This is a genomic window from Tsukamurella pseudospumae, assembly GCF_001575205.1.
GTDB classification, from domain to species: Bacteria; Actinomycetota; Actinomycetes; order Mycobacteriales; family Mycobacteriaceae; genus Tsukamurella; species Tsukamurella pseudospumae.
Genome location: NZ_LSRE01000001.1, coordinates 1 through 14,459, shown reverse-complemented (window position 1 = coordinate 14,459; position 14,459 = coordinate 1). Strand labels below are relative to the sequence as shown.

Annotated in this window: 15 protein-coding genes and 1 pseudogene; 10 read left to right on the top strand and 6 right to left on the bottom strand. The window is 74.3% G+C overall.

Annotated features, from left to right (window positions below; all coding sequences use genetic code 11):
- Window positions 1-37 precede the first annotated feature (37 nt).
- Window positions 38-1,462 carry a condensation domain-containing protein gene (locus AXK61_RS00080; RefSeq protein ID WP_068743171.1) on the bottom strand — a complete coding sequence of 475 codons (1,425 nt, stop codon included), beginning with the start codon at window positions 1,460-1,462 and terminating at the stop codon, window positions 38-40.
- 110 nt (window positions 1,463-1,572) lie between these two features.
- Between AXK61_RS00080 and AXK61_RS00075 the strand changes: the two genes are divergently transcribed.
- Window positions 1,573-2,943 (top strand): sugar transferase, encoded by a 1,371-nt coding sequence (locus AXK61_RS00075; RefSeq protein WP_068569750.1) that lies wholly within the window; start codon window positions 1,573-1,575, stop codon window positions 2,941-2,943.
- Here the strand turns inward: AXK61_RS00075 and AXK61_RS00070 are convergent.
- From AXK61_RS00070 to AXK61_RS00060, 3 genes are read right to left on the bottom strand one after another with little or no spacing between them, the layout of a single operon-like run.
- The gene (locus tag AXK61_RS00070) at window positions 2,940-3,326 is read right to left on the bottom strand and encodes a holo-ACP synthase (protein WP_068569751.1); all 387 of its coding nucleotides are present in this window, start codon (window positions 3,324-3,326) and stop codon (window positions 2,940-2,942) included. The two genes, AXK61_RS00075 and AXK61_RS00070, sit on opposite strands and share 4 nt — an antisense overlap.
- Window positions 3,323-4,429: a glycosyltransferase gene (locus tag AXK61_RS00065; protein WP_068743169.1), complete on the bottom strand. Its 1,107-nt coding sequence runs from the start codon at window positions 4,427-4,429 to the stop codon at window positions 3,323-3,325. The genes AXK61_RS00070 and AXK61_RS00065 overlap by 4 nt, the downstream gene beginning before the upstream one ends.
- Before the next feature lie 6 nt (window positions 4,430-4,435).
- Entirely contained in the window at window positions 4,436-4,672 is a 237-nt protein-coding gene (locus AXK61_RS00060; protein ID WP_068569753.1) for an acyl carrier protein, read from the bottom strand.
- Between the two features lie 142 nt (window positions 4,673-4,814).
- On the opposite strand from AXK61_RS00060, the gene AXK61_RS00055 reads away from it, so the two are divergent.
- The 7 genes from AXK61_RS00055 to AXK61_RS00025 are packed head-to-tail and all read left to right on the top strand — an operon-like array spanning window position 4,815 to window position 12,298.
- Window positions 4,815-5,768: an amino acid--[acyl-carrier-protein] ligase gene (locus AXK61_RS00055; protein WP_068743168.1), complete on the top strand. Its 954-nt coding sequence runs from the start codon at window positions 4,815-4,817 to the stop codon at window positions 5,766-5,768.
- Window positions 5,765-6,829 (top strand): glycosyltransferase family 4 protein, encoded by a 1,065-nt coding sequence (locus AXK61_RS00050; RefSeq protein WP_231855328.1) that lies wholly within the window; start codon window positions 5,765-5,767, stop codon window positions 6,827-6,829. Before AXK61_RS00055 ends, AXK61_RS00050 begins: the two co-directional genes overlap by 4 nt.
- Window positions 6,826-7,965, top strand: coding sequence for a glycosyltransferase family 4 protein (locus AXK61_RS00045; RefSeq protein WP_068743165.1), 1,140 nt, complete (start codon window positions 6,826-6,828; stop codon window positions 7,963-7,965). The genes AXK61_RS00050 and AXK61_RS00045 overlap by 4 nt, the downstream gene beginning before the upstream one ends.
- Window positions 7,962-9,182, top strand: a complete 1,221-nt coding sequence (locus tag AXK61_RS00040; RefSeq protein WP_231855326.1) for a lipopolysaccharide biosynthesis protein — start codon at window positions 7,962-7,964, stop codon at window positions 9,180-9,182. The genes AXK61_RS00045 and AXK61_RS00040 overlap by 4 nt, the downstream gene beginning before the upstream one ends.
- Window positions 9,179-10,174, top strand: a complete 996-nt coding sequence (locus tag AXK61_RS00035; RefSeq protein ID WP_068743164.1) for a CgeB family protein — start codon at window positions 9,179-9,181, stop codon at window positions 10,172-10,174. The genes AXK61_RS00040 and AXK61_RS00035 overlap by 4 nt, the downstream gene beginning before the upstream one ends.
- On the top strand, window positions 10,161-11,744 hold the full coding sequence (locus AXK61_RS00030; protein WP_068743162.1) for an alpha/beta hydrolase family protein: 1,584 nt from the start codon (window positions 10,161-10,163) through the stop codon (window positions 11,742-11,744). Before AXK61_RS00035 ends, AXK61_RS00030 begins: the two co-directional genes overlap by 14 nt.
- The gene (locus tag AXK61_RS00025) at window positions 11,729-12,298 is read left to right on the top strand and encodes a YdcF family protein (protein ID WP_068569758.1); all 570 of its coding nucleotides are present in this window, start codon (window positions 11,729-11,731) and stop codon (window positions 12,296-12,298) included. The genes AXK61_RS00030 and AXK61_RS00025 overlap by 16 nt, the downstream gene beginning before the upstream one ends.
- Here the strand turns inward: AXK61_RS00025 and AXK61_RS00020 are convergent.
- Together AXK61_RS00020 and AXK61_RS00015 are read right to left on the bottom strand one after the other, a co-directional pair.
- Window positions 12,270-13,514 (bottom strand): APC family permease, encoded by a 1,245-nt coding sequence (locus AXK61_RS00020; RefSeq protein ID WP_068569759.1) that lies wholly within the window; start codon window positions 13,512-13,514, stop codon window positions 12,270-12,272. The two genes, AXK61_RS00025 and AXK61_RS00020, sit on opposite strands and share 29 nt — an antisense overlap.
- Window positions 13,511-13,726 (bottom strand): annotated as a pseudogene (locus tag AXK61_RS00015) (SRPBCC family protein); the annotation flags it as partial. The gene AXK61_RS00020 and the pseudogene AXK61_RS00015, both read right to left, overlap by 4 nt.
- Before the next feature lie 49 nt (window positions 13,727-13,775).
- Between AXK61_RS00015 and AXK61_RS25595 the strand changes: the two are divergent.
- Window positions 13,776-14,171 carry an IS5 family transposase gene (locus AXK61_RS25595; protein ID WP_068743160.1) on the top strand — a complete coding sequence of 132 codons (396 nt, stop codon included), beginning with the start codon at window positions 13,776-13,778 and terminating at the stop codon, window positions 14,169-14,171.
- On the top strand, window positions 14,056-14,459 hold a 404-nt coding region (locus AXK61_RS26020), incomplete at its 3' end, for a transposase (RefSeq protein ID WP_414929972.1). The genes AXK61_RS25595 and AXK61_RS26020, both read left to right, overlap by 116 nt.

Sequence of the window (14,459 nt, the reverse complement as noted above, 5' to 3'; positions counted from 1 at the left end):
GCAACATCCGGCAAGTCGTCGTGCCGTTCCGGCAAACTCAGCGGACGCGCAGGCGCACGCCCGGCGGCAGCACCGCCCGCGCCGCGAGGAGCCGGTGCGGCGCCACCCCCCGGAGCACGACGGTGACCGGCTCCGTCGTCAGGAGTTCCGTCTCGTCGGGTGTGAAGCCGGCATCTGCAAGAGCGCCCTGCAGCTCGGCGGGCGAGATCCACCCGCCCGGGACGGCGATCCGGTCGGCGGCGATCGGCTTCTTCGGGATCACCGCGAACGGATGGAAGGGCGACGCCAGGGACACGGTCAGCAGCGCGGTCAACGCCTCGACGTGGCCCCGGGCCCGCTCCGCCGTGTACAGATCCGGGTGGAAGGCCCCCTCGACCACGACCTCGTCGTCCGGGCCCGGCCAGATGTTGAACAGGCAGTCCTCCACCGGGCCCCACGCCCCCACGTCGACGGTCCATCCCTCATGACGCACGTAGGGCAGGACGTTGACCGCCGGGCCGTACAGGCGGCCGGTGCGCCACGCCGCCGGCAACGCCGTGAGCAGTTCCTCAGGGCGCTCCCCGGCCGCGACCCGCTCCCCCGCGGCCGCCAGCCACCGGGTCACCCGCCCGCCCAGGCCGGCGGGTGTCGAGTCGGGCAACACCTCGAGTCGGAGCGGCACCACCGCCATCCACTGCACGGGCGTCGATCGCTGCGCGGGCGTGCGGCGCAGCGCCGACACCACGCCGATCCGCGCGTCGGTCGTGCCGAGGTACCGCGCGGTGTACGCGCCGACGGTGCCCACGGCCTCGCTCGGCCACGCCGCGCGCTCGTGCAGGCCCGGAATCCGGATGCTCTCGCGGTGCAGCAGCGGTCGCGCCGCCGGCGGCGCGGAGCGCGGGGTGAACGCGATCTCGCGGCCCGGCTGCCCGACCCCCTCCGTGGCGCCCGACCAGAACGCGAGGTCCGGGACGAGGGGCGAGGCGACCTGCGCGGCGAGGGCGGCGAGGCTCCCGAGCCCGGCGTGCGGCAACGGGAGGCCCGCGGCCTCGCGCGGATACCGTTCCACGACGCGCCGGGCGAGCAGCTCGAGCCCGTAGCCGTCGAGCAGCGCGTGGTGCGCGCGGATCACGAACACGTACTCCGCGCCGACGCGCGCGACGGCGATCCGTACGAGCGCGGCACCGTCGGACATCGGGGCCGGGAGCTCGCGCCAGGCCCGGTACTCGTGCTCGGTGTCGAAGGCGCGGACGTCGATCGCGGCGCGCTCGGCGGGGACGAGGCCGACAGCGCCGTCGCCGTCGTGGATCATCCCGAGGCCGGCGACCTCCGTCTCGTCCAGGGTGCCCGCGGCGGCGCGCACCAACGCGTGCTCGTCGACCCGCTGCGACGTGCGCCAGGCCGCCTCGATGCGGAGTGCCTCCGACCCCGGGTTCTGCGCCTCCAGACGCAGCATCGCGAGCTGGGACGGGAGCGGAAGCACCCGGATACCTTACCCGCGCCGGGCGTCGTACTGCTGACGTTGTATTCCGGAAACCGGTGTGACCTAGTATGCGATCGACGGACCGACACCGGGAGGGATCCGAGCAGCGCATGACCACGATCGGAGTCCCCGCGGGCAGCGGCCGCCGCACGCGTCGGCACACGTGGGTGCTCGCGATCCTCGACTTCGTCATCGTCGTGGCCTTCGTGGTGGCCAACGACCTGATCCGGGGCGTACCGGCCCCGCCTCCCGTCCGGATCCTGCTGGCGGCCGCGATCACGGTCGCCGTGCTGTACCTGTTCGGGCTCTACCGGTCCCGGATCACCCTGAGCGCGCTCGACGGTGCGCCGCAACTCATCATCGCGGGGCTGTTGCTGTGGCCGTTCGCCGTGATCTCACTGTGGAACGACGACCACGCCCGGTTCCTCCACGCGGCGCTGTGCTGGCTGGCGCTGTTCGGCGTGCGGGTCGTCTACTACTGGACCGTGCGCCGCTACCGCGAGCGCCGCCCCGAATGCGGTTCGCGCACGCTCGTGATCGGCGGCGGCAAGGTCGCCGGCGAGCTGGTGAACTCGATGTTCGAATACCCGGTCTACGGGCTGCGGCCCGTGCTCGTGATGGACGACGACCCGCTGGACGCCACCGTGTTCCCCGTCGAGGTGATCCCGCGCCGCTCCGATCTCGCGGCGCTGATCCGCGAACGCGAGATCGACACCGTCATCGTGGCCTTCTCCCGCGACCGCGACTCGACGCTGGTCGAACCGCTGCGCGAGTGCGACCACCTGGACTGCGAGATCTACGTCGTGCCGCGGCTCTACGAGTTCGTGCACCAGGACCGGGACATGGACCGGATCCACACCACGCCGCTCGTCCTGGTGCGCCGGCTCGCCCTGCGCACCAGCCACTGGCGGATCAAGCGCGTCACCTCCCTGGCCACCTCGCTCCTGGGGCTCGTGCTTTTCTCGCCGCTGCTCGCGGCCGTCGCGCTGGCGATCAAGATCCAGGAGCCGAACGCGCCCATCCTGTTCCGGCAGACACGCGTCGGGCAGGACGGACGGCTGTTCTCGCTGTACAAGTTCCGCACGATGCGCCCCGTGCCGGACGAGGAGTCGGACCGCGACTGGACCGACGAGTCGCTCCGCATCACCCGACTCGGCCGGTTCCTGCGCCGGCACTCGATCGACGAGCTGCCGCAGCTGTGGAACGTGGTGCGCGGCGACATGTCGGTGGTGGGCCCGCGCCCGGAGCGGCCGCACTTCGCCAACCGGTTCGGCCAGGAGATCCCCGCGTACCAGTCCCGGCACCGGGTCAAGGTGGGCCTGACCGGATGGGCCGCGATCCACGGGCTGCGCGGCGACACGGACATCAAGGACCGCGCGTCCTACGACAACTACTACATCGAGAACTGGAGCCTGTGGCTCGACGCCAAGATCGTGCTCATGTCCGTGGGCACCGTGCTGTTCGGCCGGGGCGGCGGCTAGACCTCCCCGGACGGCGGCGCCTCCACTTCGGCGAGCACCACCGCGGCGGCGTGGCAGTCGGTGTGCGTCAGCGACACCTCGATCCGGCGCCAGCCCGCTCGCCGCGCGTGCTCCGCGAGGCCGCCGTGCAGGCGCACCTCGGGGCCGTGCGAGCCGGCGATCACCTCGACCTCGCGGGGCGGCGCCGCGTCGTCAGGGCCGAGTCGCAGGGCCTTGACCACCGCCTCCTTGGCCGCCCAGCGCGCCGCGAGCCGCCGCGGATCACCGGCGCAGTCGGCGACCTCGGCCGGGGTGAAGACGCGGTCCGTGAAGCGGGTGCCGAAGGTCGCGAGCGAGTCCTCGACGTCGGCGACGGCCGCGAGATCCAGCCCGACGCGGTTCATCCGGCCACGCCGTCCACGACCTCGCGCATCCGCAGCCGGAACATCGGCGCCGAGTAGAGCTCCGCGTGGGCACGCAGCAGCGCCGGGTCGAAGTCGCCGCGGCGGAAGTCCCGGATCGCCCCCGCGAGGGCGGCCACGAAGTCCTCGTCGACACCGTCGGGTACGAGGACCCCGGAGGTGCCCGGTACGACGGTGTCGAGCGCCCCGCCCGCCGCGCGGGCGATGACGGGCGTCCCCGACGCCATGGCCTCCACCGGCACGATGCCGAAGTCCTCCTCGGCGGGCATGATCGTCGCGATCGCGTCGCGCTGCAGGTGCACCATCTCGGTGTCGGAGACCCGCCCGAGGAAGGTGGTCTCCGGCCCGGCGAGCTCGCGCAGGGCCGCGTCGTGCCGCCCCTCGCCGGCCACGACAAGCCGCACGCCCGCACGCTGTGCGGCCCGGATCGCGAGGTCGACGCGGCGCGCGGGCACGAGCCTGCCCGCGACCAGGAAGTAGCCACCGGGTGCGGCACCGTCGGGCGTGAACCGATCGACGTCGACGGGGGGCGCGACCACCCGCGCGGGCACGCCCCACCACCGCTCGATCCGGTGCGCGACCGCCGTCGAGTTCGCGACCACCACGGACAGGTGGGGTACCGCAGCGGTCTCGACGGCGCGGGTCCGGGCCGCGAGCGCGGCCAACGCCAGGCGCCCGACGGGGCCGTGGGACTCCACCGAACGCTGCTCGGGCATCCAGGCCCACCGGGCCGGCGAGTGGACGTAGGCGATCACGGGGACGCCGGCCCACGCGCGCGCCGCGGAGACGCCGACGGCGTGGTGGCTGATGACGACCGCGTCGACGTCGGGATCGGCGGGGTGCCGGCCCCACGCCGCCGGGGCGAGCGGGATGAGCGGGGCGTGCGCGCGACGTCCCACGGCGCGGTGCACGCGGTCGAGCCCGGTGACCGCGATCCGGTCGCGCAGCTCCGGGGGGACGGAGCGCGGGTCGGCGAAGGCCACGTGGACGCGGGCATCGGGCCATTCCTCGGCGAGCGCGCGCACGACGTTCTCGGAGCCACCCTGTTCCGTCCAGCGTTCGTGGACGACGGCGATGCGGGTCATCGCCGGTCAGCCGGCGAGCCGGTGGACCGTCGCGACGATCGAATCCATCGTGCCGAAAGTGTTCTTGCTCATATCCGAATCTGGGAACTCGATCGCGAATCGGTCTTCGATCGCCAGCATGACATTCACCGCAGCGTGGGAGGTGAGCCCCAGCGAATACAGATCGTCACCACCCGCAACTTCCGAGATCGCCCTGGTCAACCGGCCGTGGCGGGCCACGATCTCCCGGATCGACTCTTCCACGCGGTCTCCTCACCTGCGGCGCACCCGCAGACCCACGGAGTGCGCACACGCTTTGCGTTCACGACATGTGCGCCGCCGCCGTACACCCTAGCCTGGTAACGTGTTGCAGTGACAACAGTTCCACCGCCGGAGATGAGGCCGAATGACCCGGGCCGCGACAGCACGTGTAGTCGACTTTACTGAGCTGTACAGCCGTCAGCAGGGATTCCGCGCGTCCCTCTTCGACGCGGGCCTCCTCATCCCCACGGGTGTCGATGGTGTGTACGGCCACGGTGCCGAGTTCACGGAGCTGACCTCCGCGATCGACGCGCTCGTCGCCGCCGCGGTCCGCGAGGTGCACGGCGGCGCCGCCACCGTCCTGTCCTTCCCGCCCGTCATGCCGCGCGAGGTCCTCGACCGCACCGACTACATCGCGTCGTTCCCGCAGCTCGCCGGCGCGGTGTCCACGTACACGGGAGGCGACGCGGAGCACCGCCTGCTCCTCGCCGGGCGCGCCGCCGGCCACGACTGGGGTGGGCACTTCCGCGCCAGCGACGTAGCACTGGTGCCGTCGGCCTGCCACTCCGTGTACCCCACCCTCACCGGCGAGCTGCCGCGGGACGGCGCCTGGATCGACGTCTCGGGCCACTGCTACCGCAGGGAGCCCTCGATCGACCCGGCGCGCATGCAGGCCTTCCGGATGCGGGAGATCGTGCGCGTCGGCTCCGACCGCGCCGCCGTCGCCCACCGCGACACCTGGGCCGCCCGCGCGGCCGATCTGCTCGCCGAGTTGGACCTGCGGGTCCAGCGCGCGCCCGCGACCGACCCGTTCTTCGGGCGCGGTGGCCGCATGCTCGCGGCCAGCCAGTCGGCGGACAACCTCAAGACCGAACTGCTCGTCCCCCTCTACGGTGACGACATGCCGGGGGTCGCCGTCGCCTCGAGCAACTACCACCGCGATCATTTCGGAGTGCACTTCGACATCACCACCGTGGACGGCGCGCCCGCCCACAGCGCCTGCCTGGGCTTCGGGATCGAACGGATCGCCCTCGCGCTGCTCGCCGCGCACGGCCTGGACCGCCGGTCCTGGCCGAACGCCGTGAACGCGCAGCTGTGACCGGGCTGCCCGTCCACCTCACCGGGGCGCAGTGGCCGTCCGCCGGGCCCGGCGGACTCCCCCGCTACTTCGCTGGCCTGTTCGGCGCGCTGCGACGCCGGACGGACCTCGACGTCTCGGCGGCCGCCTTCGGCGCGCCCGAGGCCGGCGGCGGCTCGTGGGGACCCGATGCCGGGTCGACGCTCGCGCGGGTACGGGCGTCGCGGCATCCGGCACCGTCGGGCACGCGCGTCCTGGACAGGCACTTCGCGCTGTTCGGCCCCGCACCGCGCGGTGCGCGGCTGGTCACACACTTCCACGGACCGTGGGCGCAGGAGAGCGCCGCCGCCGGCGAGGGTCGCGCCGCGGTCGCGCTCAAGGCCCTGGTCGAGCGCGCCCGGTACCGCGGCAGCGACCGCTTCGTGGTGCTCTCGCAGGCCTTCGCCGATGTCCTGGTCGAGCGCTACGCGGCCGACCGCGGCACCGTCGCGGTCATCCCACCCGGGGTCGACCTCGAGCGGTTCGCCGCGGCGCCCGTGCCCGACGGTCCGCCCCGCGTGCTCTGCGTGCGCCGGCTCGAGCGCCGCATGGGCATCGACGTGCTGCTCGACGCGTGGCGCGGCGTCCTCGACCGCCATCCCGAGGCGCGGCTCGACGTGGTCGGCGACGGTCCGCTGCGCGGGGACCTCGCCGAACGCGCAGCGGAGCTCGGCGTTGCGGATACGGTGACCTTCGTGGGTCCGATCGACGACGCCGAGCTCGCGCGCAGGTACGCCGCGGCGACGGTCACCGTCGTGCCCTCGCGGTCGTGGGAGGGCTTCGGCCTGGTGGCGCTCGAGTCGCTCGCCGCCGGCCGCGCGCCCGTGGTCACCGATGTCGGCGGGCTACCCGACGCGGTCCGCGGCCTCGAGCCCGGTCTCGTGGTCCCCGCCGCCGATGCCGAGGCGCTCGCGCACCGTCTGGCCGCAGCACTCGACGGCGACCGACCGGCCGTGGCCGCGTGTCGCGCGCACGCGGAACGCTTCGACTGGGACACGGCCGCGGAGCGCCACGCGAGCCTGTACCGGGCGGTGGCCGCATGAGCGCGGAGCGCCCGGTCTTCCTGGGCCACACCGCGGCACCGTCGGGGGCCGAGCTGGCGTTCGCCCGGCTCGCGGGCGAGCTGCGGCGCCGCGGCGTTCCCGCCTCCGTGGTGCTGCTCACCGCGGGTCCGCTCACCGACGTCCTCGAGGCCGACGGCGTGCCGGTGACGGTGGTCCGGGGCCGGGCGGCGAAGGTCCGCCGGGGCTCGGGGCCGCTCAGGGTGGCCCGCAGCGCCGTCGGGATGCTGCGCGACGGCCGGCGGATCGCGCCGCTGCTGCGCGCCTACGACGCCGACGTGCTGGTCGCGCAGTCGACCAGGTCGCTGCTCGTCGGGGCGGTCGCCGCGCGACGCGCCGGGATTCCTCTGGTCTGGCAGGTCCACGACCGGGTGAGCGCGGAGTACTTCGGCGGCAAGCGGTTCCCCCTCCGGGTGCTGGGCCGGGTCGCGGCCGCGGGGTACCTCGCGAACTCCCGCGGCACGCTCGCCACGATCTCGACCGGCGGCAGCCCGACCGCGGTGTGCCCTCCGGGCGTCGACATGACGACGGTCCCCGCGCCCGCTCCGCAGCGACCGCCGAAGGACGTGAAGATCGCGATGATCGCGCGGATCACGCCCTGGAAGGGGCAGGACCTGGTGCTGCGCGCCCTGGCGCAGATGGAATCCGCCCCGCGGGTGCGGTTCGTCGGCGGCGCGCACTTCGACGGCGACGACGCCTACCTCGCCGAGCTCGAGGAACTCGTCGGGCGCCTCGGACTGACCGACCGGGTCGAGTTCACCGGCCACGTGCCGGACCCCCTCGCGGAGGCCGCCGCGGCCGACCTCGTGGTGCACTACTCCCGGCTCACCGAGCCCTTCGGGCAGGTCGTCGCCGAGGCGATGGCCGCGGGGCGAGTCGTCGTCGCGGCGGGTGCGGGCGGCCCCACCGAGCTGATCGACGACGGACGCAACGGTGTGCTGGTGCCGCCTCGCCGGCCCGATCTACTGGCGGTCGCGCTGGACGCGCTCATCGAGGACTGGGAGCTGCGCGAGCAACTCGCCGCCGCGGCGGCGGACCGCGGCCGCGACCTGGACCTGAAGACCTCCGCGGCGATCGCGGACTCCCTGCTGGCGCGGGTGGCGCGGGACGGGCGATGACCCCGGTCCGGCTCCGCGGATCCGCGGGCGTCGTGCGCGATGTCGCGCTGGTCTCGGCGGGCCGGTACGGCCAGTACGCCATCACGCTGGTGACGATCCCGCTGTGCGCGCGGGTGCTCGGCCCGGCGGGCATGGGCCTGCTCGCCGTCGCCATGTCGACCTACTTCCTGGGCGCGCTGTGCACGGACCTGGGCATCACCGCGTTCACCGCGGCGCGCGTCGGGCGCCCCGGCCTCGATCGGCTGCGCGGCGACTACGCGGGACTGCGGTGCGCCGCGCTCTGCACGTTCACGGCGCTGTTCGCGCTGACCGTCGTGCTGCCGGTGCCGCGGGGCGTGGAGATGGCCGCACTGGGGCTCGTCGTCGGATCGGTGAGCGCGTCCGGCGAGGACTGGGTGCTCATCGGCGCGCAGCGCTTCGGCGCCGTCGTGCTGCAGCAGACCGCGGGACGCGTGGTCTACCTGGTACTGCTGGTCACGGTCCTGCCGCAGGTGCGGACCCCGGAGACCGCGATGGCCTGCCTCCTGGCCGGCGGCGCGGTCGCGGTGACGTGGTCGTGGGCGCGCACCGTCCGCGACTACGGGCGGCCCGCCCGGCCCCGGCCGCCGGTGGCACTGCTGCGCACCGGTGCGCCCGTCCTCGCGGCCCGGCTGCTCTCCTCGACCTACGGGCCGAGCGCCGCGACCGTCTTCTCCCCCGCTCTGAGCCCCCACTCACTCGGCCTGTTCAGCGCGAGCGACCGTCCCGTGCAGGCCGCGGGGTCGCTGCTGGACGCGGTGGGCATGAGCCTGCTCCCCCGCCTCGCGCGCCGCGCCGAGAGCGAGTTCTGGGCGGTCGCCCGGCGGACGGTCGTCGTGGTCGCGGCCGGGGGTGTCGGCCTCGCGGTCGCCGCGACGGTGCTCGCGCCGTGGGTGGTGCCCTTCGTCTTCGGAGCGGAGTTCGACGGTGCCGTCCCCCTCCTGCAGGTCCAGGCGTGGGCGCTGCCGGGCCTGGCCGTCGCGTCCTTCGTGGCCACGGCCGTGCTGCCGGTGCGCGACGACGCGCGGGGCGTGCTGCTGGTCGGCGCGGTCGGTGCCGTCGTGATCGCGGTCGCCCTGCTCGTGGCGCTGCGCACGCACGACCCGCTCACCGTGGTGCTCGGCGTCGTCGCGGCGCAGACCGCGGCGGCGGGGTTCTCGGTGCTCCGGGTCCGGCGGCTCGAGGCGGCCGGCGCATGAGGATCCTCTTCGCCGGCGACGACTGGTACGGCAGCAACGCCCGCTCCCTCGCGAACGGCTTCCGGCGGGCGGGGCACGACGTGGACGTCGTCGACACCACGCCCGTGACCCTGCCGCAGCGCCTGTCCCCCGCCTGGTGGTACGCCAAGCGGACCGGGCGGCGCGCGCCCGGCACCGTCGACGCCGTGCACCGCGCGCTGGAGTCCCGGCCCGCTCCCGACCTGCTGTTCTGCTACACCGCGGTGCACCTGGACCAGGAGCGGCTGCTCGCGCTGCCCGCGGCGCGGCGCGTGCACTACAGCGCCGACGACGTGTCCCATCCCGTCAACACCACGCCCGCCTACCTCGCGGCCGAGCCCGGGTGGGACGCGATCGTGACGACCAAGGCGCACAACGTGCCAGAGCTCGTCGCCCGCGGCGCACGCCGGGTGGTCCACGTGCTCAGCGCGTACGACCCGGCCTGGCACCGTCCGGTCCCGCCCCGGACGGCCCGACGGTACGCCGCGGGCTTCGTCGGCAACGCCCGCCCGGACCGCGTGGAGCTGCTCACCGGCCTCGCCCGCACGCAGGGTGAGGACTTCTACCTGGCCGGGAACGGCTGGCGGCGCCGCCCCGGCCTGCGCTCGACGCGTGCGACGGTGCGCGGGCCGCAGTACGGCACCGACCTGTCCGCGGCGATCGCGGCGATCGGCGCCAACCTGGTGTTGCTCAACTCCGACAACCGGGACACGCACACCTGCCGCACCTTCGAGGTGCCGGCAGCGGGCGGGCTGTTCGTGGGACCGCGGACCGTCGAGCACGCGGCACTGCTGGCCGACGGCCGGGACGCGCTGCTGTACGACGACCCCGCGGAGATCGACGACATCGTCGCGCGGGTGGCGGCCGACCCCGCGGCAGCCGCGCGGGTCGCCGCCGCCGGGCACGCGGCGATCACCCGCGGCGGGCACACCTACGAGCACCGGGCGAGGGAGATCATCGATGCCCTCGACTGAGATCCGCACCTACTTCGGTGCCGAGACGGCGCCGCTCTACGGTGCGCTGCACCTGCCCGCGTCCCGGTCGGTCCGCGGCGCGGTGCTGATCGTGCCGCCCCTCGCGAAGGAGCAGCACGACGCGCTGCGCGGGCTGCGACGACTGGCCGGCGTGCTCGCCGAGGACGGCTTCGCGGTCCTGCGTTTCGACTACGCCGGGACCGGCGATTCCGCCGGGGACGCAGGCCGGGCCGACGCCGTACAGATGTGGATCGACTCCGTGCGTACCGCCGATGCGTACCTGCGCGCGCTCGGCGCGGGTGCCCCGGCGGTCGTCGCGGTCCGCGCCGGGTCCGCGCTCGCGGGCGCCGCCGGGCTGACCCCTCCCGCCGCGGTGCTCTGGGACCCCATCGGGGGCCGGGCCTTCGCCCGCTCCCGCGCGGCGCTCGCGCGCATGGCGGTCGGCGCCGGACCCGGCACCTGGATCGGCCTCGACGTGCACGCCGACGCGGTCGCCGAGCTCTCGCGACTGTCCGCGGACGCGCTCGCCGCGCCGCGCACGCTCGTCGCCGCCCGGCCCGGCGCCGAGCCGGTCCGCGCCGCGGACGCCGACCACCTCACGGTGGACGGCATGCCGGACTTCCTCGAGGCCGGGACGCACCTCGTCCGGATCCCCGACCCCGCGGTCGCCGACATCGCCGCCTGGCTGTCGGACGCCCTGCCGGACCGGACGCCGGTCACCGTCGACCCCGTGATCCGCACCCGGGCACGCTTCGGCGGCGTGGAGGAACGCCTCGAGGACCTCGGGGGCGCGACCGCCGTGCGGACCCTGCCCGCCGAGGGTGCGCCGGCGCGGTCCGTGGTGCTGTGCGCGACCGCGAACGACACCCGGCACGGCCCGAACCGCGCGTGGGTCGCGCTGGCCCGGGAGATCGGGGCGCTCGGCGGCGAGGCCGTGCGGTTCGACCGGCGCGGCGCGGGCGAGTCCGGCCCCGTCACCGTCGGCGAGGTCGTGCCCCTGTTCCCGGAGTCCGGGATCGACGATGTGGTGGCCGCGGCCCACAGCTGCGCGGGGCCGCTGCTCACGGCCGGACTGTGCTCGGGGTCGTGGTTCGCGGCGCACGCCGCGCGGGCCGTCCGCGCCGACGCGACGGTGCTGGTCAACTCCGTGCTGTACTCCTGGCGGCTCAAGGCCGCCGTCGCCGAGGACCCCGGGCAGGACCTCGGGACGCCCCGGTCGGACCCCGCGTTCACGCAGAGTGCGCGCGGGCGGCTCAAGCATCTGCTGCGCCGTCGCCTCCCGTACCCGGGCTGGCGCTGCCTCGGCCGACGGGGCGTCACCCAGGTCCCGGAGGTTCTGTTGCGGCCCGTGGTCGACGGGGGCACGGACACGGTTCTGGTGCTCTCGCCCCCCGACGCCGGCTGGTTCGACGATCAGCGCGGCCCGGAGGGCATGGCCGCGCTCGCGCGCCGACGGTCCGCCGGTACCGCCCGTACCGTCCGGATCCCCACCGGCGACCACCCCGGCCACCACCCCGAGGTGCGACGGGTCGTTGCAACCGCGATACTGGACTGGTGCAGGCAGCGGTGAGCGGACAGCGGCGCACGCGTCGCGTCCTCGCGGCGGTGGTCGCGCTCGTGCTGCTGGTCACCGTCGGGCTCACCGTGGAACGCGCCTACGTGCAGCCCCAGGTGGACCGCTCGCTCCAGCACGCGGACGCGATCGTCGTGCTCGGCGGCAACCCCTACGACCGGTTCGAGTACGGCCTCCGGCTCGCCGAGCAGGGCCTCGCATCGCAGGTCGTGCTGTCCAACTCGGTCGGCGAGACCGACACCCGCATGCAGGACCTGTGCGCCAGGCGGATCACCGGCGTCGACGTCATGTGCTTCCTACCCAAGCCGTGGACCACCCGCGGGGAGGCGCAGGAGATCAAACGGCTCGCCGAGCTCCGGGGCTGGACCGACATCATCGTGGTCACCACCACGGCGCACGTCGAGCGCGCGCGGTTCATCCTGGAGCGCTGCTACGGCGCCGCCCTGCAGATGACCGACTTCCCCGAACACCGCGGCACCGCCGAGACGGTTTTCGGCTGGGGGTACCAGAGCGCGGGCTGGCTCAAGGCGCTGTACCAGACGGGGTGTTAGCCCGGGTCGCGCAATAGGCCAGGGCGCCGGCCGCGAGCACGACGATGCCGCCCGCGACCGAGCCCGCCGGCAACGACAGCGCTACGAGCAGGCATCCGGCGAGCCCCAGACCGGGCACGATCCGGGCCCGGACCGAGCGATCGAGCGTCCAGGCGGAGGCGTTCGCGACGGCGTAGTACACGAGCACGGCGAAAGAGGAGAAGCCGATCGCCGCACGCAGATCGACGGTGGCTGCGGCGATCGCGACGACGGCTCCGACGGCGAGCTCGGCGCGCACCGGCACCCTGCGCTTCTCGTCGACCGCCGCGAGCACCCGGGGCAGGTGCCCGTCGCGCGCCATGGCGAGCGTGGTGCGGGAGACGCCGAGGATGAGCGCGAGCAACGATCCGAGGGCCGCGACGGCGGCGGTGACCGTGACGACGGCGACGGGGAGCCCGGCCGCGCGGGCGGCGTCGGCGACCGGCGCGGTGGACCGCGCGAGCCCGTCCACCCCCAGGACCGCGACCGACGCGAGGCCGACCAGTGCGTAGACCGCCAGTGCGATACCGAGCGCGACGAAGATCGCCCGGGGCAGCGTGCGCGCGGGGTCCCGGACCTCCTCGCCGAGCGTGGCTATCCGGGCGTACCCCGCGAACGCGAAGAACAGCAGGCCGGCCGCCTGGAGCACCCCGAACGGGCCGCCGTCGGCACCGTCGACGACGCGGGACGGGTCCGCACCGTGGGAGGTGAGTGCGAGGACGGCGAAGGTGACGAGCACCACGAGCACGCCGGCGACGACGAGGCGGGCGACGCGCACCGACCGCTCCACCCCGGCGACGTTGACCGCGGTCAGGGCGACCACCGCGCCGACCGCGACGGCGTGCGCGTGCTCGGGCCAGGCGTAGTGGCCCACCGTCAGGGCCATCGCGGCGCAGGACGCGGACTTGCCGACCACGAAGCTCCAGCCGGCGAGATGGCCCCAGAACGGACCGAGGCGCATCCGCCCGTAGACGTACGTGCCGCCCGACTGCGGATACAGCGCGGCCAGCCGCGCGGAGCTGCTCGCATTGCAGTAGGCGAGAGCGGCCGCGACCGCGAGCCCGGCCGGCAGCGCGGCCCCTGCCGCGGCGGCGGCGGGCCCGAAGGCCACGAAGACACCGGCCCCGACCATCGCCGACAGGCCGACGACGACGGCGTCGCCGATGCCCAGCGTGCGACGAAGAACCGGATCGGTCACCCGTTCTCGGTGCGCGTCGCGAGCCGGTCGAGCGACGCAGCCAGACGGTCCGCGGTGGTAGCCCGGGCGCGGGGCAGGCGCTGCTCGTCGTGCAGTTGCGTCCAGTCGTAGGTGTGCGTGACGCGGGTGCCGCCGTCCGCCAACGGCGCGAGCTCCCAGCGCCAGAGGTGCCCCGGTGCGGGCTCGCCGACGGGTGCCGGCCGCCACGCGACTAGGGCGTGTCTGACAATGATCGGGGTCGGTTCCTGAGACGCTGATTTCATGTCGCGGTTTCAGGTGCTCTCGGATGCTCAGTGGTCGTTGATCGAGGGCATGCTGCCGGCGCGGACCGGTCGGCAGGGGCGCCCATTCTCGGACGCGCGGACGATGGTCGAGGCGATCATCTACCGGTATCGATGCGGCATCGCCTGGCGTGATCTGCCGGAGACCTTCGGGCCGTGGCAGACGGTGTGGACGTGGCATCACCGGATGGCGAAGACGGGCACCTGGGATCAGGTGCATGCCAAGCTGACCGCTGCCGCAGATGCTGCGGGACTGGTGGATTGGTCACTATCGGTGGACTCGACCATCGCCCGCGCTCATCAGCACGCGACGAACACCACGCGCCTCACAGGGGGCTGGATCGAATTACACGAATCCAGGAATCGAGCCGCCTGATCACGCGGTCGGCCGCTCTCGCGGTGGGCTCTCGACGAAGATCCACCAGCTCGTCGACGGTAACGGACTGCCGCTGGTCACTCTGCTCACGGCCGGTCAGGCCGGTGACTCACCGATGTTCCTGCCATTGATGAACCTGCTGCGTGTCGGCCGGACGCGAGGCCGGCCACGCACCCGCCCGAACGCTGTCCGCGGCGACAAGGCCTACTCATCGCGGGCGATCCGTGCTCACCTGCGAGCGCGCGGGATCAAGGCCGTCATCCCCGAACCCGACGACCAGAAGGGACA

What these genes read in the sequence shown, in the direction of transcription:
- AXK61_RS00035 (WP_068743164.1), top strand. Translation starts at nt 9,179, where the DNA reads ATGAGGATCCTCTTCGCCGGCGACGACTGGTACGGCAGCAACGCCCGC.
- AXK61_RS00045 (WP_068743165.1), top strand. Translation starts at nt 6,826, where the DNA reads ATGAGCGCGGAGCGCCCGGTCTTCCTGGGCCACACCGCGGCACCGTCG.
- AXK61_RS25595 (WP_068743160.1), top strand. Translation starts at nt 13,776, where the DNA reads ATGTCGCGGTTTCAGGTGCTCTCGGATGCTCAGTGGTCGTTGATCGAG.
- AXK61_RS00030 (WP_068743162.1), top strand. Translation starts at nt 10,161, where the DNA reads ATGCCCTCGACTGAGATCCGCACCTACTTCGGTGCCGAGACGGCGCCG.
- AXK61_RS00040 (WP_231855326.1), top strand. Translation starts at nt 7,962, where the DNA reads ATGACCCCGGTCCGGCTCCGCGGATCCGCGGGCGTCGTGCGCGATGTC.
- AXK61_RS00070 (WP_068569751.1), bottom strand. Translation starts at nt 3,326, where the DNA reads ATGAACCGCGTCGGGCTGGATCTCGCGGCCGTCGCCGACGTCGAGGAC.
- AXK61_RS00055 (WP_068743168.1), top strand. Translation starts at nt 4,815, where the DNA reads ATGACCCGGGCCGCGACAGCACGTGTAGTCGACTTTACTGAGCTGTAC.
- AXK61_RS00075 (WP_068569750.1), top strand. Translation starts at nt 1,573, where the DNA reads ATGACCACGATCGGAGTCCCCGCGGGCAGCGGCCGCCGCACGCGTCGG.
- AXK61_RS00065 (WP_068743169.1), bottom strand. Translation starts at nt 4,429, where the DNA reads ATGACCCGCATCGCCGTCGTCCACGAACGCTGGACGGAACAGGGTGGC.